We start from the raw sequence: 18,925 nt of genomic DNA, 5'->3' as shown, positions 1-18,925 counted from the left end.
AAATGGCAGCCGATCGAAACACCGGTCATACAGAAGAGGACAAACTTGATGTATTAAAATCAACCCAAACCGTAATACATAAGGCTCTGGAAAAATTAGGATATCCCGAAGAGGTATACGAATTGTTAAAAGAGCCGATGAGATTATTAACGGTAAAAATACCTGTTCGTATGGACGACGGTTCAGTAAAGATTTTCACAGGATATCGTGCGCAGCACAATGACTCTGTCGGTCCAACGAAAGGCGGGATACGTTTTCACCCGAACGTAACAGAAAAAGAGGTGAAGGCGCTTTCAATTTGGATGAGTTTAAAATGCGGCATAATTGATCTTCCATATGGCGGTGGTAAAGGCGGAATTGTTTGTGATCCAAGGGATATGTCGTTTAGAGAGCTGGAGCGTCTGAGCAGAGGGTATGTCAGAGCGATCAGCCAAATTGTCGGCCCGACAAAAGACGTGCCGGCACCGGATGTATTTACAAACTCACAAATCATGGCTTGGATGATGGATGAGTATTCAAGAATTGATGAATTTAATTCGCCTGGATTTATTACAGGCAAACCGCTTGTGCTTGGCGGATCTCACGGGAGAGAATCTGCGACAGCAAAAGGTGTTACCATCTGTATTAAAGAAGCGGCTAAGAAGAGAGGCATCGATATTAAAGGTGCGCGTGTCGTTGTCCAAGGCTTCGGAAACGCGGGAAGCTATTTGGCAAAATTTATGCATGATGCGGGGGCAAAAGTTGTCGGCATCTCAGATGCGTATGGCGGACTTTATGATCCGGAAGGCCTTGATATCGATTATTTACTCGACCGACGCGACAGCTTCGGTACTGTAACAAAGCTTTTCAACGATACCATTACCAACCAAGAGCTGCTGGAGCTGGATTGTGATATTCTCGTTCCTGCTGCGATTGAAAATCAAATTACAGAAGAAAATGCCCATAATATCCGGGCTAAAATTGTCGTTGAAGCAGCGAACGGACCAACAACGCTTGAAGGAACAAAAATTCTTTCAGACCGGGACATTCTGCTTGTACCAGACGTGCTGGCAAGTGCCGGTGGCGTAACAGTTTCTTATTTTGAATGGGTTCAGAATAACCAAGGCTTCTACTGGAGTGAAGAAGAGGTAGAAGAAAAATTAGAAAAAATGATGGTCAAATCATTTAACAATATTTATGAAATGGCTAACAACCGAAGAATTGACATGAGGCTCGCTGCATATATGGTCGGCGTTCGCAAAATGGCTGAAGCTTCGCGTTTTAGAGGCTGGATATAAGTTGATGATTTGCATAAAAATAAAAAATCTCCTATGATAAAATAGGAGATTTTTTTATTCGGAAATAGAAAATATGAAGTGAAATGCCAATCGCAGGAGTTGACAGAAATGATTCAAGAAAAAGCAATTATTATAGGCGGAGGACCTTGCGGACTATCTGCTGCCATTCACCTAAAACAAATTGGCATTGATGCCCTCGTCATCGAAAAAGGCAATGTCGTTAACAGTATTTACAATTATCCGACGCATCAAACCTTTTTCAGCTCAAGTGAAAAGCTCGAAATCGGAGATGTGGCATTTATTACGGAAAACAGGAAGCCTGTCAGAATTCAGGCTTTATCGTATTACCGGGAAGTCGTCAAACGGAAAAACATCCGTGTTAACGCATTTGAAATGGTGCATAAAGTGACGAAAACGGAAAATAATACATTTGTTATTGAGACGTCAAAAGAGACCTACAAGACGCCATATTGTATCATCGCCACAGGCTATTATGATCATCCAAACTATATGGGCGTACCCGGTGAGGATTTGCCGAAAGTATTTCATTATTTTAAAGAAGGCCACCCGTATTTTGATAAAGATGTTGTTGTCATCGGCGGGAAAAATTCAAGCGTGGACGCCGCCCTTGAACTCGTGAAATCTGGGGCGCGTGTCACAGTTTTATATAGGGGCAATGAGTATTCTCCGAGCATTAAGCCGTGGATTCTGCCGGAATTTGAAGCTCTCGTCAGAAACGGTACAATCCGTATGGAATTTGGCGCTTGTGTCGAAAAAATCACCCAGAATGAAGTTGTGTTTCGCTCCGGAGAGAAAGAACTCATTACCATTAAAAATGATTTTGTATTTGCCATGACAGGCTATCATCCCGATCATCAATTTCTTGAAAAAATTGGTGTTGAAATTGATAAAGAAACAGGGCGTCCATTTTTCAACGAAGAAACGATGGAAACGAACGTTGAAGGTGTCTTTATTGCCGGTGTTATTGCTGCGGGAAACAATGCAAATGAAATATTTATTGAAAACGGCAGGTTTCACGGGGGGCATATCGCAGCGGAAATCGCCAAAAGAGAAAACCATTAAAGATGAGGAGCATATGATGCATTCGTATGCTCTTTTTGTTTTTTTAAGTGCAGACAGATGTAAAATTTTAAACAACATGGTAGGATAGACGTAGGAATATAAAGGAAAGAGGTTGCCTGATGTTTGCAATCATCTCTGCAGGAATTGCCCCCGGCATCGCGTTATTAAGTTATTTTTATTTAAAAGATCAGTATGATAATGAACCTGTACATATGGTGCTACGGTCGTTTTTTCTCGGGGTTGTTCTTGTATTTCCCATAATGTTTATCCAGTATGTACTTGAAAAAGAGAATGTAGGAGGCGGAAGCTTTTTCGTTTCTTTTTTATCTTCGGGGTTTTTGGAGGAATCATTAAAATGGTTTATACTGATGATCAGTGTTTACCCGCACGCCCACTTTGATGAGCATTATGACGGGATTGTGTACGGTACAAGTGTATCACTCGGTTTTGCAACCCTCGAAAATATTCTTTATTTAATTGGCCACGGCGTGGAGCATGCGTTTGTCAGGGCGCTGCTGCCTGTTTCATGCCATGCCTTGATTGGTGTTATAATGGGATTTTACCTTGGAAAAGCCCGTTTTTCCGCTGATAAGGCGCGTGTAAAGTGGCTTACTCTTTCTTTAGTTGTCCCATCCCTTTTGCATGGATCATATGATTTTATCCTAACAGCGCTTAGCAATTGGATATATTATATGCTTCCATTTATGGTATTTTTATGGTGGTTTGGTTTGCGTAAAGCGAAAAAAGCCCGTTCCGTTAATATGATGCAAGTATAGAAGCCGCACAGCAACCGTGCGGCTTTTTTGTGTGCAGTTTTTATGTTCTGAGGGATAACAAGGAAAGAGTGTATAAAAATAACCTCGTTACAGAAAATACGATTACACTTAAAAATTTGCAGTAGGAGGCTTGAAAAGATGAAGTCCAAAGGATCGATTATGGCATGTCTCATCCTTTTTTCCTTTACAATAACGACGTTTATTAATACTGAAACGATCTCTGCCTTTTCGAATCAGGTCATTCAAAGAGGGGCAACAGGGGATGATGTGGTCGAGCTTCAGGCGCGTCTTCAATACAACGGATATTATAACGGAAAAATTGACGGGGTTTATGGATGGGGGACGTACTGGGCAGTTCGAAATTTTCAGGATCAATTCGGATTAAAAGAGGTTGACGGCCTTGTAGGAGCTAAAACAAAGCAAACCTTAATATGTAAATCAAAATACTATCGTGAATATGTCATGGAACAGCTCAATAAAGGGAATACATTCACGCATTACGGAAAAATTCCGCTAAAGTATCAGACGAAACCATCAAAAGCAGCAACACAAAAGGCAAGACAACAAGCAGAAGCACGGCAGAAACAGCCTGCAGAAAAAACAACGCAGCAGCCTAAAGCGAATGCGAATAAACAGCAAAACAATACACCAGCAAAAGCAAGAAAACAGGATGCGGTAGCAGCGAACATGCCTGGTGGATTTTCCAACAACGATATCAGGCTGCTTGCTCAAGCGGTTTATGGCGAAGCCCGGGGCGAGCCGTACGAGGGGCAGGTTGCTATTGCAGCAGTCATTTTAAACCGTTTGAACAGCCCGTTATTTCCAAATTCAGTAGCGGGGGTTATTTTTGAGCCGCTTGCCTTCACAGCAGTAGCCGACGGACAAATTTACATGCAGCCGAATGAAACGGCACGAGAAGCAGTGCTGGATGCCATCAATGGCTGGGATCCATCAGAGGAAGCACTTTACTACTTTAATCCGGATACGGCTACAAGTCCGTGGATTTGGGGGCGTCCGCAGATTAAAAGAATCGGTAAACACATTTTCTGTGAGTAGCAGATATGAGAAAGCATAAAAAGAGGTGTGATAAATGATCAGAGGAATTTTAATCGCCGTGCTTGGTATTGCAATAGTCGGTACAGGCTACTGGGGATACAAAGAACACCAGGAAAAAGACGCAGTTCTTCTTCATGCTGAAAATAACTATCAGCGGGCGTTTCATGAGCTTACCTATCAGGTGGATCAGCTTCATGATAAAATCGGAACAACACTTGCCATGAACAGCCAAAAATCACTGTCGCCTGCATTGATCGATGTGTGGAGGATTACATCAGAAGCTCATAACAGCGTCAGTCAGCTGCCGCTTACATTAATGCCGTTTAATAAAACTGAAGAGCTATTATCAAAGATCGGCGATTTCAGCTATAAAACGTCAGTCAGAGATTTGGACCAAAAGCCGCTTGATAAAAACGAGTATACATCACTAAATAAGCTATATCAGCAGTCCGAAGATATACAAAATGAATTGCGCCATGTTCAGCACCTTGTCATGAGCAAAAACCTTCGCTGGATGGACGTAGAAATGGCCCTGGCTTCTGACGAAAAACAAAGTGATAATACGATTATCAACAGCTTTAAAACAGTCGAAAAAAATGTTGGTGCATTCTCCACTGGCACTGATCTTGGCCCGAGTTTCACCAGCACGAAAAAAGAAGAGAAAGGCTTCAGCCATCTGAAGGGAAAACAAATTTCCGAACAGGAAGCAAAACAAATTGCTGAGCGCTTTGCCCCAGATGACAATTATTCAATTAAAGTGGTAAAGAGCGGAAAAAAAACAAATCGCGATGTATATAGCATCAGCATGAAAGACCCAGACCATAAAGCAGTGATTTATATGGATATTACGAAGAAGGGCGGGCATCCGGTATACTTGATCCAAAACAGAGAAGTGAAAGATCAGAAAATCAGTTTAAATGACGGATCGAACCGAGCGCTTGCATTTTTAAAGAAAAACGGATTTGAAACAGATGATTTGGAAATTGATGAAAGTGCCCAATATGATAAAATCGGTGTATTTTCATATGTTCCTGTTGAAAATAAAGTCCGGATGTACCCCGAGGCAATTCGTATGAAAGTGGCCTTGGATGACGGTGAGGTTGTCGGCTTTTCAGCAAGAGACTTCCTCACATCTCATAGAAAAAGAACCATACCTAAGCCTGCAATTACTGAAGCAGAGGCAAAGTCTAAATTAAATAAAAATGTACAAGTGAGAGAAACAAGGCTCGCTTTGATTACAAATGAACTAGGTCAAGAAGTGTTATGTTACGAAATGCTTGGAACAATTGAAAATGACACATTCAGAATGTATATCAATGCCAAAGACGGATCGGAAGAAAAGGTTGAAAAACTAAAAAATGCAGAACCTATATATAAAGACCTATAAAAAACAGGAGGAAAGGACTAAATGTCTTTTCCTTTTTTTCATTACGTGCTTTAATAAAAACGTGAGTATATTGAATGCGAAAGAGTGAAGTCAATGATAGAGATTGGAGAAACTGTACTTTTAGAATATATAGAAGAAAATGAATTGAAAAAGCAAAAAGCAAGGCGGTCAGCATCGAAAACAATGAACTTTTGATCGCGTATCCTGTTGATGTAGTTACAGGGCGAACTGTGATTTTACATAACGATATGGAAGTAACGGTAGAGTTTGTGGGAAAAGACGAAGTTCCTTATCGCTTTATAAGCCGTATAAAAGGTAAAGTGAAGGACAAACTTCAAATGATCTGTCTTGAAGTGCCTCCACGTGAAAAAATGAAAAGAATCCAGCGCCGCCAATATGTAAGAACTGATGCGGTATTAGATGTGCAAATTCAGCCGGGAAATGAAGAAGAGATCCGCACACTATCTTATAACATCAGTGCAGGCGGCATCGCCGTGGTTTTAGCTGATGGCCTTTCTTTTCAATCGGGGGAATCATTGCGCCTGATCATCCGTCTTCCTGAAGAGGAACACACACGTCAAATAGAAACAGAAGCAGTTGTCAGACGAATCTTTAATGACCCCAAGTCAGAAAAACGAAAAATGACTTCAGAGTATTCAGAAATTGCAGCAGGTGACCAGCAGGCTTTGCTTCAATACTGCATCCGGCGCCAGTTAAATAAGAGAAGAAAGGCCCGAATGGAATAAACATCGGCAAACACTTCCATACTATTTGTAATGGAGGTGCTCCAATGAAAACATTTGAACGGCTGCTGATCAAATTATTGTTCATTCAGGCCATCATTTTACTTGGTGTCCAATTTCTTTTTCACTATCAGCATATTGAACCATACGTATCAAAAGTGATTCAATATGAAGGGGTGGATAAAATGGAGGAAAACAATAGGATTGAAACCTTCAAACATTAATTATTCATCAATTTTTCACCCTTTTTCATAAAGTTCGTGATACAATCCATAGAGGAGAAAAGAGCAAGGAGAGGAATTATGGAAAAGAAATTATCGATTGCAATCGACGGCCCGGCAGCTGCGGGGAAAAGCACCGTTGCCAAAATTGTGGCTGAGAAAAAATCGTACATATATATTGATACAGGAGCGATGTATCGGGCGATTACGTACGCGGCTTTACAGGAAAACGTTGATCTGACAGATGAAGAAAAACTGGCTGAGCTGCTAAAGCGGACAGACATTGAGCTGATTACAACAAAAGATGGACAAAAAGTGCTTGTAAACGGCACCGATGTAACTGAGGCGATCAGAACAGATGAAGTCAGCAACCAAGTTTCAATTGCGGCCAAGCACAGAAGTGTCAGAGAAGAAATGGTGAAACGCCAGCAGCAGCTTGGGGAAAAAGGCGGCGTCGTCATGGATGGTCGTGACATCGGGACGCATGTGCTGCCAAATGCAGAAGTAAAAATCTTTCTTTTGGCATCTGTTGAAGAGAGAGCGAAACGTCGTTATGAAGAAAATGTGAAAAAAGGCTTTGATGTCAACTTCGAAACATTAATTGAGGAAATTGCAAGAAGAGACAAGCTTGATTCAGAGCGCGAAGTATCTCCGCTGCGTAAAGCAGAAGACGCTCTTGAAATCGACACGACATCGCTTTCCATTCAAGAGGTAGCTGATAAAATCCTCGAGGCTGTGGAGCAAAAGTCCCGCTGAGGATGGCAAATGCCACTTTTTTTGAATTTTTCAACGAAGATAGAATGTTATTGCTTGACAAACCTGTCCTTTTATTAGAAGTTAATACTAATAAAACTTTTTATTGATCATTCAAAAAACTTTTTTGGATGATTCTTTAATACATATTCGGCTAAAAGCGGGCATGTTATATGTTCAGCTTTCAAACCGTTTTAATTAAGCTGTGTAGGTTTGGACCAAGGAGGTTATTCAAATGACAGAGGAAATGAATCAAATTGATGTTCAAGTGCCAGAGGTTGGAGATGTAGTTAAAGGGATTGTGACAAAGGTAGAAGACAAACATGTAGATGTAGAAATTATCAATGTCAAACAATCCGGTATTATTCCAATCAGTGAATTATCAAGTCTTCATGTAGAGAAAGCATCGGATGTTGTTAAAGTAGACGACGAGCTTGACCTGAAAGTAACAAAAGTGGAAGACGATGCTTTGATTTTATCTAAACGTGCTGTTGATGCAGACCGCGCTTGGGAAGACCTTGAGAAAAAATTTGAAACAAAAGAAGTGTTTGAAGCTGAAGTGAAAGATGTCGTGAAAGGCGGCCTTGTCGTTGATATCGGCGTTCGCGGTTTTATTCCGGCATCACTTGTTGAAGCACATTTCGTTGAAGACTTCACTGACTATAAAGGAAAAACACTGTCACTGCTCGTTGTAGAGCTTGACCGTGATAAAAACCGCGTGATCCTTTCACACCGTGCTGTTGTTGAAAGTGAACAAGCGAATAAAAAACAAGAACTTCTTCAGTCTCTTGAAGTTGGAAGTGTACTTGATGGCAAAGTACAGCGCCTGACTGATTTTGGCGCGTTTGTTGATATTGGAGGCATCGACGGACTTGTACACATTTCACAGCTTTCCCACTCTCATGTAGAGAAGCCGTCTGACGTTGTTGAAGAGGGACAAGAAGTAAAAGTGAAAGTGTTATCGGTTGACCGTGATAATGAACGTATTTCTTTATCGATCAAAGATACACTGCCTGGACCTTGGAGCCAAATCGGCGAAAAAGTGAAGCCTGGCGATGTGCTTGAAGGAACTGTACAGCGTCTTGTAAGCTTCGGTGCCTTTGTTGAAATCCTTCCAGGTGTTGAAGGTCTCGTTCATATTTCTCAAATTTCCAATAAACACATCGGCACGCCGCATGAAGTCCTTGAAGAAGGACAGACTGTAAAAGTGAAGGTTCTTGATGTGAATGAAAATGAGGAGCGCATTTCATTAAGCATGCGTGAACTTGAAGAAACGCCTAAAGCTGATCAGGAAGATTACCGTCAATATCAAGCGAAGGAAGAAACAAGCACTGGCTTCCAGCTTGGAGATCTGATCGGAGATAAGCTGAATAAACTAAAATAATTGGTGATAAACGTGACTCGAGCAGAACGAAAAAGACAACACATCAATCATGCCTTGTCCACCGGCCAGAAGCGGGAAACAGGTCTTGATGATATTACGTTTGTTCACGTCAGTCTGCCCGATCTTGCATTAGAACAAGTAGATATTTCCACAAAAATCGGCGAACTTTCAAGCAGTTCGCCGATTTTTATCAATGCAATGACTGGCGGCGGCGGAAAACTTACATATGAGATTAATAAATCGCTTGCGCGAGCGGCTTCTCAGACTGGAATTCCCCTTGCTGTGGGATCGCAAATGTCAGCATTAAAAGATCCATCAGAGCGTCTTTCCTATGAAATTGTTCGAAAGGAAAACCCGAACGGGCTGATTTTTGCCAACCTGGGAAGCGAGGCAACGGCTGCTCAGGCAAAGGAAGCTGTTGAGATGATTGGAGCAAACGCACTGCAGATCCACCTCAATGTGATTCAGGAAATTGTGATGCCTGAAGGAGACAGAAGCTTTAGCGGCGCACTGGAACGTATTGAACAAATTTGCAGTCATGTCAGTGTACCAGTCATTGTGAAAGAAGTCGGATTCGGTATGAGCAAAGAATCAGCAGGAAAGCTGTATGAAGCTGGTGCTGCAGCTGTTGACATTGGCGGTTACGGGGGAACAAATTTCTCGAAAATCGAAAATCTCCGAAGACAGCGGCAAATCTCCTTTTTTAACTCGTGGGGCATTTCGACAGCTGCAAGTTTGGCGGAAATCCGCTCTGAGTTTCCTGCAAGCACAATGATCGCCTCTGGCGGTCTGCAAGATGCACTTGACGTGGCAAAGGCAATTGCGCTTGGGGCCTCTTGCACCGGAATGGCAGGGCATTTTTTAAAAGCGCTGACTGACAGTGGTGAGGAAGGACTGCTTGAGGAGATTCAGCTGATCCTTGAGGAATTAAAGATGATTATGACCGTGCTGGGCGCCAGAACGATTGACGATTTACAAAAGGCGCCCCTTGTGATCAAAGGTGAAACCCATCATTGGCTCACAGAGAGAGGGATCAATACATCAAGCTATAGTGTGCGATAAATGATAAAAGCCCAAAAACATATGTGGTTTGGGCTTTTTGTATTATGATTTTCGCTTTTTGAATCTTCCGTTTTGTTCAAGGCTTGTCGCTCCGTCATAGTGAATGGACTGGTCGCGGTCTGATTCGACTCTGCCTGAAGCTTTGAGTTTTTTCTCTTGTCTGTCTTTTCCCATGATCATACTCCTTAATGTGAGATCGATTGTTTAAAAAATGTGCTTGAACTCCATACTGGGAATATGGAGGAAGTAAAATGGAACAATTTTATTACTATTGGTCAATGTGGTTTCTGTGGGTTTTGACAACATTTATTTTTGAAAAGACGAAAAGACGAATTGCCGTCTCTGTCTTTATTTTAACTAATATTATTCTAAGCATACATGACATCGCTTTATATTTTTCCCTGAATGCTGCATATATGATGTTTTTCGTTTGCGGATGTGTCTATGCCGGGTATTTGGGAATGTATCGTTTTCGTTACATTATGGTCTATTTGACGCTTGTTGCCGCGTATGCGTTTGTTTATCTTTTTGCATTATATGACCCGGTTTGGTTCATCATAAAACCTGAGTGGGCTGCTGTTATATTAATAGTGCTTTTAACAGCTTCTGTTGAAAGGAATTTTGAGAAGCAGCTTGTCTTATTTGTCCTAGGGATGTGCCATGGCGAACTGGTGTATTCATTTGTGATCCAGAAGTTGGCCGGGGCTATGGCTGTCGGCGGCTTTCAATGGCTGAATGCGTGTTCTGCGGGGATGATATTGCTGTTTGGCATATCTAAATACGAACACCTCGCAAGCCAGATTGGTCAGAAAAGCAAAAGATCAAACAAAGGAGCTACCAAAATGTCATGAGTGATTACATCTATCCGATTATTGCTGGGGTCATTGCCGGAATTGCGACAAGGCTTTATATGCTGAAAACAGATTACCGCCAGTATCCCACCTATGTTCATGGGAAAGTGATTCACATCGCACTGGGGTTGATAGCGGCTGGTTTAGGTGCAATTATTATGCCGGCGCTTTTGCAGGAGGAATTTACGGCCATCACATTTTTAACATTGGCAGCGACGCAATTTAGAGATGTCCGAAACATGGAGCGGAACACATTGACGCAAATGGATTCGTATGAGCTTGTCTCAAGAGGAAGCACATATATTGAGGGGATTGCCATTGCGTTTGAAAGCAGAAATTATATTGTGATCTTTACAGCGCTTTTGACAACCTCTGCGTATGTGTTTTTATCCATCTGGGCTGCAGTCATAGCGGCTGTCGTTTGTTTTTTACTGGCCATGAAGTTTATGTCGGGCAGTGTGTTGAAGGATATTGTAGACATCGAGTACATAAAGCCGCGCTTTGACGGTCCGGGACTGTTTATTGATAATATTTATATGATGAATATCGGGCTTCCAGAGAAACAGGAACTGATTTTAAAGCATGGCATGGGCTTTATCTTAACGCCAAAAAACTTTAATTCAGCAGCGACGATAGCAAATTTAGGGCAGCGTCAGGCCATTTTATTTGATGTTTCCAATGTGCTCGGGGTTTATCGGGATTCAGGAGAGCCATCTTTGACACCAATTGCAAAACGGGATTTAAATGATGGGAGAGTGGCAGTATTTGTTCTCCCGCAAATTCACCATCCCGAAACGGCTGTTCAAATTATTAGCAATGTTCCAACCCTGGAAAATGCGATTAGAATGCCGACTGAATTTATCAAGAATCAGGATAAGGTGATAGGATGAGTGAATCTCTTACGAAAGTGATTTTGTCTATAATCACGACAAATCGAAACCGGGTTGCAGGGGGAGCACCTGTCTTTTTTTGCAATGACCAAAAGGAGATGGAGCTTTTCGCTAAAAATCTTGAAGCGATCCTTGATGGAATAGCTCACAGAATCGGAGATGACGTGTATTTGATCGTGAAACATTTTTAAGAATAGTTGTGATCCCAGTAAAAACTGATATAATAAATGAGTTAAGCCCTTCCTCTGAAGGGTTTCTTTTCATAAACGTGAATGAAATGATTTTAATAACCGGTTGAAAATTTATGTAAAAATGAAAGCGGCTGGATTGAAAGGAAGGGTACTATGGGTAAACCTGTCGTAGCCATTGTCGGGAGACCAAATGTAGGAAAATCCACAATCTTTAACCGGATTGCGGGAGAAAGAATTTCAATAGTAGAAGATACCCCTGGCGTGACAAGGGATCGGATATACAGCTCGGCTGAATGGCTGAATTATGATTTTAATTTGATTGATACGGGCGGTATTGATATCGGTGATGAGCCGTTTTTAGCACAGATTCGCCAGCAAGCTGAAATCGCCATGGATGAAGCGGACGTGATTATTTTTATGGTGAACGGCCGTGAAGGCGTGACAGCTGCTGATGAAGAAGTGGCGAAAATTTTGTACCGCACAAAAAAGCCTGTTGTTTTAGCGGTTAATAAACTGGATAACACAGAAATGAGAGCGAATATTTATGATTTTTATTCGCTAGGCTTTGGCGAGCCATATCCAATTTCGGGAACACATGGACTCGGACTGGGTGATTTACTGGATGCCGTTGCAGAGCATTTTAAAAACATTCCTGAAACGAAATACAATGAAGAAGTTATTCAATTCTGTCTGATCGGACGTCCAAATGTCGGAAAGTCCTCACTTGTGAACGCAATGCTCGGCGAAGAACGCGTTATTGTCAGCAACGTGGCTGGAACGACAAGAGATGCTGTTGATACGTCGTTTACTTACAACCAGCAGGAGTTTGTCATTGTCGATACTGCAGGTATGCGAAAAAAAGGGAAAGTCTATGAAACGACTGAGAAGTATAGTGTACTGCGGGCGCTGAAAGCGATTGACCGCTCAGAAGTCGTGGCGGTTGTGCTGGATGGCGAAGAAGGCATTATTGAACAGGACAAGCGTATCGCCGGTTATGCACACGAAGCGGGCAAGGCCGTCGTAATCGTCGTAAACAAATGGGATGCTGTTGACAAAGATGAGAGCACAATGAAAGAATTTGAAGAAAATATTCGCGATCATTTTCAATTTCTGGATTATGCGCCAATCCTATTTATGTCTGCCTTAACGAAAAAACGGATCCATACGCTGATGCCTGCGATTATTAAAGCAAGTGAAAATCATTCACTTCGAGTTCAGACAAACGTCTTAAATGATGTCATCATGGATGCTGTGGCAATGAACCCGACACCGACTCATAACGGTTCTCGTTTGAAGATTTACTATGCGACTCAAGTGTCGGTAAAGCCGCCAAGCTTCGTTGTGTTTGTAAACGATCCGGAATTGATGCATTTTTCATACGAACGGTTTTTAGAAAACCGGATCAGAGACGCGTTCGGTTTTGAGGGGACACCAATCAAAATATTTGCAAGAGCTAGAAAATAAAAAGGTGTGAATCAAACATGAAAAAAGTCACAATGCTCGGAGCGGGGAGCTGGGGAACAGCACTGGCTTTAGTGTTAGCTGATAATCATCACGATGTAACCATGTGGGGGCACCGTGCAGATCTGATCCATCAAATCAATGATCAGCATGAAAATAAAGATTATTTGCCGAACGTCAAGCTTCCAGAATCAATAGAGGCAACAACGGATATGAAGACAGCTGTTTCAGACGCGGATTTCATTATCGTTGCGGTCCCGACAAAAGCAATTCGGGAAGTGCTGAGACAGGCTGTCCCTTTTATAACGAAAAAGGCAGTCTTTGTTCATGTCAGCAAGGGTATTGAGCCAGATTCACTTCTGCGCATTTCTGAAATTATGGAAATTGAGCTCCCGAGTGATGTCAGAAAAGATATCGTTGTCCTTTCCGGCCCGAGTCATGCGGAAGAAGTAGGGCTGCGGCACCCCACAACTGTTACTGCATCTTCAAAGAGCATGAGGGCAGCAGAAGAGGTGCAGGATCTATTTATTAATCACAATTTTCGGGTGTACACAAATCCTGACATTATCGGAGTTGAAATCGGAGGGGCTTTAAAAAATATTATTGCCCTTGCTGCAGGAATTACAGATGGTTTAGGGTACGGCGACAATGCCAAAGCTGCTTTGATTACACGCGGACTTGCCGAAATCGCGAGACTCGGAACGAAAATGGGCGGAAATCCCTTGACGTTCTCTGGATTGACAGGAATAGGCGATCTGATTGTGACGTGCACAAGTGTTCATTCCAGAAACTGGCGTGCGGGCAATTTGCTCGGAAAAGGGTACAAGCTTGAAGATGTTCTTGAAGAGATGGGAATGGTAGTCGAAGGCGTTCGCACGACGAAAGCGGCTTATCAGCTTTCGAAGAAATATGATGTTAAAATGCCGATTACAGAAGCTCTCCATCAGGTCCTGTTCAACGGACAAAAAGTGGAAACCGCTGTTGAATCTTTAATGGCGAGAGGGAAAACCCACGAGATGGAGGATTTGGTAAATACGTTTGAAAATCAAGTGAAGTAAAAGTGTCAATCGTATGGTGAATCGCATATCTTAATTGAACGAAAGCCCGAAAAACAGAAGAACACCCAAGTCTTGGGATCTCCTGAAACATTTTGCCGATTTAGGCAATAGAGGATGCATCTGTATGTCAAGTCGCATACTATAGCATCGAAGTCCAAGAGAGTGTTTCTTAAACGTGCAGGTGAATATAGTCAAGTTGACTGAAGCGAAGGTCCCCCTCTTTGCTTCAGTTTTTTTTGTTCTATCAAAGGATGGAAAATCTGGTTGATCTTTTCCGGCGCTGTATATTAAAATATAATATAACGCTTACATCATACATATCGGGGAGGCGCACGTCATTGAATCTGGCATTGATGAAAATGTGGTTTGCTCTAGGGTCCATGGGTCTGATGTTTCTGGCTGTAGCTTCCATCTATTTAAGCCGCTTTAAATGCCGAAACCGTTTTTTGAAGATTGCGATTTCATCATTCGCATACATGTGTATGCTCATATCTGGAATTATTGTGTTTGTCGTGGTTTTTAGCGGCCCTGTCAATGAATAAAGCTGTAAAAGGAAGTGCTGTATGGGTAAACTGAAGTGCGCAATCATTTTTGCGGCAGTCGTGTTTTTATCCGGATGTTTATATCCAAATGAACGGAAAAGCAGTGTGCATGCCATTCCTTATCAAGACCAGCTAAAGCAGGTTCAATCTGCTGTTGATGAATTTCAAAAGGCAAATGGAGGGCTGCTTCCCATTCAAACCAAAGATATGTCGACACCGCTATATCAAAAATATCCGATAGACTTTAACCGGTTAGCGCCAAGATACATAGCTGAACCTCCAAGTACGGCATTTGAAAGCGGGGGAGACTATCAATACGTGCTTGTTGACGTAGAGAACGATCCGACTGTTAAATTAATTGATCTAAAGATGGCAGAAAAAATTCGCGATGTGAAATTACGCATCCAAATGTATCGTCAGGAGCATCAATATCCGCCTTACAAAGATGTGCTATCTCGTGATTTATTTACACTCGATGAGAAGAAGCTTGGGGATGGAAGCTCTCTTACAGTGACAAGCCCAATCTCAGGGAATTCCTTGCCGCTTATGATTGACGGAGACGGAGAAATATATGCTGATTACCGGACTGAGCTGGCTTCTTGCCTCAAAAAAAGCAAGAAAACGTTTAAACCCGGGACTGAAATCCAGGATATGATTTGGCAGGAAACCCCCTTTGTCCCCGCGTTTTCTGTAAAATATACGGTAAATGACAAACAGGAACCTGTTTTTTTAGAAAATGATATGAAAAAGGAATGAACCTTTCTCCCTTGCATACAAATAGGGAGAAAGGTTTTTTTATATTAATAGATTGAGGATGAGAAATTTTCTAAAGATGTCATATTCAAATAGGACAACGTCATACACATATAGTGTCCTGTGTTTGATTGAAAGAGCTTAATAAAATTGAAAAGGATAGGAAGTCCGGGAGGGGATCACTTGGAAAAGGTCGATATTTTCAAGGATATCGCTGAACGAACAGGAGGCGATATATACTTAGGAGTCGTAGGTGCTGTCCGTACAGGAAAATCCACGTTCATTAAAAAATTTATGGAGCTTGTGGTGCTCCCGAATATCAGTAACGAAGCAGACCGGGCCCGAGCGCAGGATGAACTGCCGCAGAGCGCAGCCGGCAAAACCATTATGACTACAGAGCCTAAATTTGTTCCGAATCAGGCGATGTCTGTTCATGTGTCAGACGGACTCGATGTGAATATAAGATTAGTAGATTGTGTAGGTTACACAGTGCCCGGGGCTAAAGGATATGAAGATGAAAACGGGCCGCGGATGATCAATACGCCTTGGTACGAAGAACCGATCCCATTTCATGAGGCTGCTGAAATCGGCACTCGAAAAGTCATTCAAGAACACTCGACCATCGGAGTTGTCATTACGACAGACGGCACCATTGGAGATATCGCCAGAAGTGACTATATAGAGGCTGAAGAAAGAGTCATTGAAGAGCTGAAAGAGGTTGGCAAACCTTTTATTATGGTCATCAACTCAGTCAGGCCGTATCACCCGGAAACGGAAGCCATGCGCCAGGATTTAAGCGAAAAATATGATATCCCGGTATTGGCAATGAGTGTAGAGAGCATGCGGGAATCAGATGTGCTGAGTGTGCTCAGAGAGGCCCTCTACGAGTTTCCGGTGCTAGAAGTGAATGTCAATCTCCCAAGCTGGGTAATGGTGCTGAAAGAAAACCATTGGCTGCGTGAAAGCTATCAGGAGTCCGTGAAGGAAACGGTTAAGGATATTAAACGGCTCCGGGACGTAGACAGGGTTGTCGGCCAATTCAGCGAGTTTGAATTCATTGAAAGTGCCGGATTAGCCGGAATTGAGCTGGGCCAAGGGGTGGCAGAAATTGATTTGTACGCGCCGGATCATCTATATGATCAAATCCTAAAAGAAGTTGTGGGCGTCGAAATCAGAGGAAGAGACCATCTGCTTGAGCTCATGCAAGACTTCGCCCATGCGAAAACAGAATATGATCAAGTTTCTGATGCCTTAAAAATGGTCAAACAGACGGGATACGGCATTGCAGCGCCTGCTTTAGCTGATATGAGTCTCGATGAGCCGGAAATTATAAGGCAGGGCTCGCGATTCGGTGTGAGGCTGAAAGCTGTCGCTCCGTCGATCCATATGATCAAAGTCGATGTCGAAAGCGAATTCGCCCCGATTATCGGAACGGAAAAACAAAGTGAAGAGCTTGTACGCTATTTAATGCAGGACTTTGAGGATGATCCGCTCTCCATCTGGAACTCCGATATCTTCGGAAGGTCGCTGAGCTCAATTGTGAGAGAAGGGATTCAGGCAAAGCTGTCATTAATGCCTGAAAACGCACGGTATAAATTAAAAGAAACATTAGAAAGAATCATAAACGAAGGCTCTGGCGGCTTAATCGCCATCATCCTGTAATACCGGTAGACCTCTTTATAGAATGGGAGGTCTTTTTTCTTTGCTCTTAATAATGGAAAAGGATCAAGGAATAGGATGAAAAAAGTAAAAAAAGGAATATTTGTTCGATAAATCACCTTAAATCCTTGACGAGCAAGGGATTGACGCTTTAAAATGCTTGATATGGCTTTTTATATGTGTTACTCTACATACAGAAATTCTTCACTTTGTTGGACAAACATTCCTCAGAGTGCAGTTTTTCTTAAAAAGCCGTTTAATTGTCTTTCTCTTACTTGTTCTCATTTTTTTCTGAGACAGGTTTAGAATCAGACTGAACTGTGAAGAAATGATAATAAACGAACTGAATGTATCCTTTTGGGAGGAGGTGAAAGGCATGAACAAAACAGAACTTATCAATGCGGTTGCAGAAGCAAGCGAATTGTCTAAAAAAGACGCTACAAAAGCAGTTGACTCTGTTTTTGATACGATCTTAGATGCACTTAAAAACGGTGATAAAATCCAACTGATCGGTTTTGGTAACTTCGAGGTGCGTGAACGTTCTGCACGTAAAGGACGCAACCCTCAAACAGGTGAAGAAATCGAAATTCCAGCAAGCAAAGTACCTGCTTTCAAACCAGGTAAAGCGCTTAAAGACGCTGTTGCCGGAAAATAATTGTGAATATAGATCGTGTATGCATCTAGCTTACATACACTTTATTTCTTCACAGAAAAGCCCCTTTCTAAGGGGCTTTTCATATTTCAAGAGCATAGGCTTCCTGACAGGGCATTCACTTTGCTTTTAGCGGGGCATATGTGCTAGAATCGAAATTAAATGTATTCATTGGTGGAGGACATAGAACATGAAAGAAGTTAATAAAGAGCAAATCGAACAAGCTGTTCGTCAAATTTTAGAAGCGATCGGAGAAGACCCGAATAGAGAAGGGCTTCTTGATACTCCGAAAAGAGTCGCAAAGATGTATGCCGAAGTATTCTCCGGCTTGAATGAAGATCCAAAAGAACATTTCCAGACTATCTTCGGTGAAAACCATGAGGAGCTTGTTCTTGTAAAAGATATCGCGTTTCATTCTATGTGTGAGCATCACCTTGTTCCCTTTTATGGAAAAGCACATGTTGCATATATCCCGCGAGGCGGAAAGGTCACAGGACTCAGCAAACTGGCACGTGCCGTTGAAGCCGTTGCAAAGCGCCCGCAGCTTCAGGAACGCATCACTTCTACAATTGCAGAAAGCATCGTAGAAACGCTTGATCCGCATGGCGTAATGGTAGTGGTTGAAGCGGAACACATGTGCATGACGATGCGCGGTGTAAGAAAACCGGGTGCGAAAACTGTGACTTCAGCAGTCAGAGGCGTTTTTAAAGATGATGCCGCTGCCCGTGCAGAAGTATTGGAACATATTAAACGCCAGGACTAATAAAGATAGAGGGTGCTATAAATGAACCAAAAGCATTCAAGTGATTTTGTCGTCATTAAAGCCGTTGAGGACGGAGTGAATGTGATCGGCCTGACAAGAGGAACAGACACAAAGTTTCACCATTCCGAAAAACTCGACAAGGGAGAAGTGATCATCGCTCAGTTTACAGAGCATACTTCTGCCATTAAAGTCAGAGGAGAGGCACTGATTCAAACCGCGTACGGAGAAATGAAAAGCGAAAAAAAATAAGCTGGCTGTCCCCGCTGTTAAAAGCAAATGCTCGCAAACAGCGGGAGGATACAGCCAATTTCTTTTTTTTATGCTATAATGATACCTGCGTAAGCGAATGAAAAGATAAAACTC

Annotated in this window: 21 protein-coding genes and 1 pseudogene; 21 read left to right on the top strand and 1 reads right to left on the bottom strand. The window is 42.3% G+C overall.

The features are described from left to right. The first annotated feature begins 2 nt into the window (after positions 1-2). From gudB to fni, 10 genes and pseudogenes are all read left to right on the top strand, one after another. The gene (gene gudB / locus CW370_RS06710; RefSeq protein WP_003230536.1) at positions 3-1,277 is read left to right on the top strand and encodes an NAD-specific glutamate dehydrogenase; all 1,275 of its coding nucleotides are present in this window, start codon (positions 3-5) and stop codon (positions 1,275-1,277) included. A gap of 108 nt (positions 1,278-1,385) precedes the next feature. Further along, the gene (locus CW370_RS06705) at positions 1,386-2,360 is read left to right on the top strand and encodes a YpdA family putative bacillithiol disulfide reductase (RefSeq protein WP_029946317.1); all 975 of its coding nucleotides are present in this window, start codon (positions 1,386-1,388) and stop codon (positions 2,358-2,360) included. Between the two features lie 119 nt (positions 2,361-2,479). Continuing rightward, entirely contained in the window at positions 2,480-3,136 is a 657-nt protein-coding gene (prsW, locus tag CW370_RS06700; protein ID WP_014480144.1) for a glutamic-type intramembrane protease PrsW, read from the top strand. Between the two features lie 138 nt (positions 3,137-3,274). Next, entirely contained in the window at positions 3,275-4,192 is a 918-nt protein-coding gene (sleB, locus tag CW370_RS06695) for a spore cortex-lytic enzyme (protein WP_015714181.1), read from the top strand. Positions 4,193-4,226: 34 nt separating this feature from the next. Continuing rightward, a complete protein-coding gene (gene ypeB / locus CW370_RS06690) occupies positions 4,227-5,579 on the top strand; it encodes a germination protein YpeB (RefSeq protein WP_003230547.1) in 1,353 nt (450 codons plus the stop codon). Positions 5,580-5,672: 93 nt separating this feature from the next. Next, positions 5,673-6,325, top strand: a pseudogene (gene dgrA, locus CW370_RS06685) (cyclic di-GMP receptor DgrA). A gap of 44 nt (positions 6,326-6,369) precedes the next feature. Next, positions 6,370-6,546 (top strand): YpfB family protein, encoded by a 177-nt coding sequence (locus CW370_RS06680; RefSeq protein WP_003230553.1) that lies wholly within the window; start codon positions 6,370-6,372, stop codon positions 6,544-6,546. A gap of 78 nt (positions 6,547-6,624) precedes the next feature. After that, entirely contained in the window at positions 6,625-7,299 is a 675-nt protein-coding gene (gene cmk / locus CW370_RS06675; RefSeq protein WP_024572170.1) for a (d)CMP kinase, read from the top strand. Positions 7,300-7,531: 232 nt separating this feature from the next. Further along, positions 7,532-8,680 carry a 30S ribosomal protein S1 gene (rpsA, locus tag CW370_RS06670; protein ID WP_014477197.1) on the top strand — a complete coding sequence of 383 codons (1,149 nt, stop codon included), beginning with the start codon at positions 7,532-7,534 and terminating at the stop codon, positions 8,678-8,680. A 12-nt stretch (positions 8,681-8,692) separates the two neighbouring features. Beyond that, on the top strand, positions 8,693-9,742 hold the full coding sequence (gene fni / locus CW370_RS06665; RefSeq protein ID WP_024572169.1) for a type 2 isopentenyl-diphosphate Delta-isomerase: 1,050 nt from the start codon (positions 8,693-8,695) through the stop codon (positions 9,740-9,742). 42 nt (positions 9,743-9,784) lie between these two features. On the opposite strand, the gene CW370_RS06660 is transcribed toward fni, so the two are convergent. Further along, positions 9,785-9,916, bottom strand: coding sequence for a YpzI family protein (locus CW370_RS06660; protein ID WP_003225499.1), 132 nt, complete (start codon positions 9,914-9,916; stop codon positions 9,785-9,787). A 77-nt stretch (positions 9,917-9,993) separates the two neighbouring features. Between CW370_RS06660 and CW370_RS06655 the strand changes: the two genes are divergently transcribed. The 11 genes from CW370_RS06655 (at position 9,994) to mtrB (ending at position 18,811) form a co-directional block, all read left to right on the top strand. Further along, positions 9,994-10,593 carry a YphA family membrane protein gene (locus CW370_RS06655; RefSeq protein WP_024572168.1) on the top strand — a complete coding sequence of 200 codons (600 nt, stop codon included), beginning with the start codon at positions 9,994-9,996 and terminating at the stop codon, positions 10,591-10,593. After that, positions 10,590-11,483: a YIEGIA family protein gene (locus CW370_RS06650; protein WP_029946258.1), complete on the top strand. Its 894-nt coding sequence runs from the start codon at positions 10,590-10,592 to the stop codon at positions 11,481-11,483. Before CW370_RS06655 ends, CW370_RS06650 begins: the two co-directional genes overlap by 4 nt. After that, a complete protein-coding gene (locus CW370_RS06645; RefSeq protein ID WP_024573590.1) occupies positions 11,480-11,674 on the top strand; it encodes a capping complex subunit for YIEGIA in 195 nt (64 codons plus the stop codon). The genes CW370_RS06650 and CW370_RS06645 overlap by 4 nt, the downstream gene beginning before the upstream one ends. A gap of 153 nt (positions 11,675-11,827) precedes the next feature. Continuing rightward, positions 11,828-13,138, top strand: a complete 1,311-nt coding sequence (gene der / locus CW370_RS06640) for a ribosome biogenesis GTPase Der (protein WP_003230565.1) — start codon at positions 11,828-11,830, stop codon at positions 13,136-13,138. A gap of 17 nt (positions 13,139-13,155) precedes the next feature. After that, positions 13,156-14,193 (top strand): NAD(P)H-dependent glycerol-3-phosphate dehydrogenase, encoded by a 1,038-nt coding sequence (locus CW370_RS06635; RefSeq protein ID WP_024572570.1) that lies wholly within the window; start codon positions 13,156-13,158, stop codon positions 14,191-14,193. A 338-nt stretch (positions 14,194-14,531) separates the two neighbouring features. After that, positions 14,532-14,735 carry a DUF2768 domain-containing protein gene (locus CW370_RS06630; protein ID WP_024572571.1) on the top strand — a complete coding sequence of 68 codons (204 nt, stop codon included), beginning with the start codon at positions 14,532-14,534 and terminating at the stop codon, positions 14,733-14,735. A 21-nt stretch (positions 14,736-14,756) separates the two neighbouring features. Next, positions 14,757-15,491, top strand: coding sequence for a hypothetical protein (locus CW370_RS06625; RefSeq protein ID WP_015714176.1), 735 nt, complete (start codon positions 14,757-14,759; stop codon positions 15,489-15,491). Between the two features lie 180 nt (positions 15,492-15,671). Continuing rightward, a complete protein-coding gene (gene spoIVA, locus CW370_RS06620) occupies positions 15,672-17,150 on the top strand; it encodes a stage IV sporulation protein A (RefSeq protein ID WP_003230572.1) in 1,479 nt (492 codons plus the stop codon). 373 nt (positions 17,151-17,523) lie between these two features. After that, positions 17,524-17,802, top strand: a complete 279-nt coding sequence (hbs, locus tag CW370_RS06615) for a non-specific DNA-binding protein Hbs (RefSeq protein ID WP_003153447.1) — start codon at positions 17,524-17,526, stop codon at positions 17,800-17,802. A 187-nt stretch (positions 17,803-17,989) separates the two neighbouring features. Continuing rightward, positions 17,990-18,562: a GTP cyclohydrolase I FolE gene (gene folE / locus CW370_RS06610; RefSeq protein WP_003225516.1), complete on the top strand. Its 573-nt coding sequence runs from the start codon at positions 17,990-17,992 to the stop codon at positions 18,560-18,562. 21 nt (positions 18,563-18,583) lie between these two features. Continuing rightward, a complete protein-coding gene (mtrB, locus tag CW370_RS06605) occupies positions 18,584-18,811 on the top strand; it encodes a trp RNA-binding attenuation protein MtrB (protein WP_003230576.1) in 228 nt (75 codons plus the stop codon). The last annotated feature ends 114 nt before the right edge of the window (positions 18,812-18,925 follow it).

It is taken from the genome of Bacillus sp. SN32 (assembly GCF_002837495.1).
Lineage (GTDB): Bacteria > Bacillota > Bacilli > Bacillales > Bacillaceae > Bacillus > Bacillus subtilis.
Note: the sequence above shows the minus strand (reverse complement) of the source record. Positions and strands in the feature narration are given on the sequence as shown.

What these genes read in the sequence shown, in the direction of transcription:
- gudB (WP_003230536.1), top strand. Translation starts at nt 3, where the DNA reads ATGGCAGCCGATCGAAACACCGGTCATACAGAAGAGGACAAACTTGAT.
- CW370_RS06705 (WP_029946317.1), top strand. Translation starts at nt 1,386, where the DNA reads ATGATTCAAGAAAAAGCAATTATTATAGGCGGAGGACCTTGCGGACTA.
- prsW (WP_014480144.1), top strand. Translation starts at nt 2,480, where the DNA reads ATGTTTGCAATCATCTCTGCAGGAATTGCCCCCGGCATCGCGTTATTA.
- sleB (WP_015714181.1), top strand. Translation starts at nt 3,275, where the DNA reads ATGAAGTCCAAAGGATCGATTATGGCATGTCTCATCCTTTTTTCCTTT.
- ypeB (WP_003230547.1), top strand. Translation starts at nt 4,227, where the DNA reads ATGATCAGAGGAATTTTAATCGCCGTGCTTGGTATTGCAATAGTCGGT.
- CW370_RS06680 (WP_003230553.1), top strand. Translation starts at nt 6,370, where the DNA reads ATGAAAACATTTGAACGGCTGCTGATCAAATTATTGTTCATTCAGGCC.
- cmk (WP_024572170.1), top strand. Translation starts at nt 6,625, where the DNA reads ATGGAAAAGAAATTATCGATTGCAATCGACGGCCCGGCAGCTGCGGGG.
- rpsA (WP_014477197.1), top strand. Translation starts at nt 7,532, where the DNA reads ATGACAGAGGAAATGAATCAAATTGATGTTCAAGTGCCAGAGGTTGGA.
- CW370_RS06660 (WP_003225499.1), bottom strand. Translation starts at nt 9,916, where the DNA reads ATGGGAAAAGACAGACAAGAGAAAAAACTCAAAGCTTCAGGCAGAGTC.
- CW370_RS06655 (WP_024572168.1), top strand. Translation starts at nt 9,994, where the DNA reads ATGGAACAATTTTATTACTATTGGTCAATGTGGTTTCTGTGGGTTTTG.
- CW370_RS06650 (WP_029946258.1), top strand. Translation starts at nt 10,590, where the DNA reads ATGAGTGATTACATCTATCCGATTATTGCTGGGGTCATTGCCGGAATT.
- CW370_RS06645 (WP_024573590.1), top strand. Translation starts at nt 11,480, where the DNA reads ATGAGTGAATCTCTTACGAAAGTGATTTTGTCTATAATCACGACAAAT.
- der (WP_003230565.1), top strand. Translation starts at nt 11,828, where the DNA reads ATGGGTAAACCTGTCGTAGCCATTGTCGGGAGACCAAATGTAGGAAAA.
- CW370_RS06635 (WP_024572570.1), top strand. Translation starts at nt 13,156, where the DNA reads ATGAAAAAAGTCACAATGCTCGGAGCGGGGAGCTGGGGAACAGCACTG.
- CW370_RS06625 (WP_015714176.1), top strand. Translation starts at nt 14,757, where the DNA reads ATGGGTAAACTGAAGTGCGCAATCATTTTTGCGGCAGTCGTGTTTTTA.
- hbs (WP_003153447.1), top strand. Translation starts at nt 17,524, where the DNA reads ATGAACAAAACAGAACTTATCAATGCGGTTGCAGAAGCAAGCGAATTG.
- folE (WP_003225516.1), top strand. Translation starts at nt 17,990, where the DNA reads ATGAAAGAAGTTAATAAAGAGCAAATCGAACAAGCTGTTCGTCAAATT.
- mtrB (WP_003230576.1), top strand. Translation starts at nt 18,584, where the DNA reads ATGAACCAAAAGCATTCAAGTGATTTTGTCGTCATTAAAGCCGTTGAG.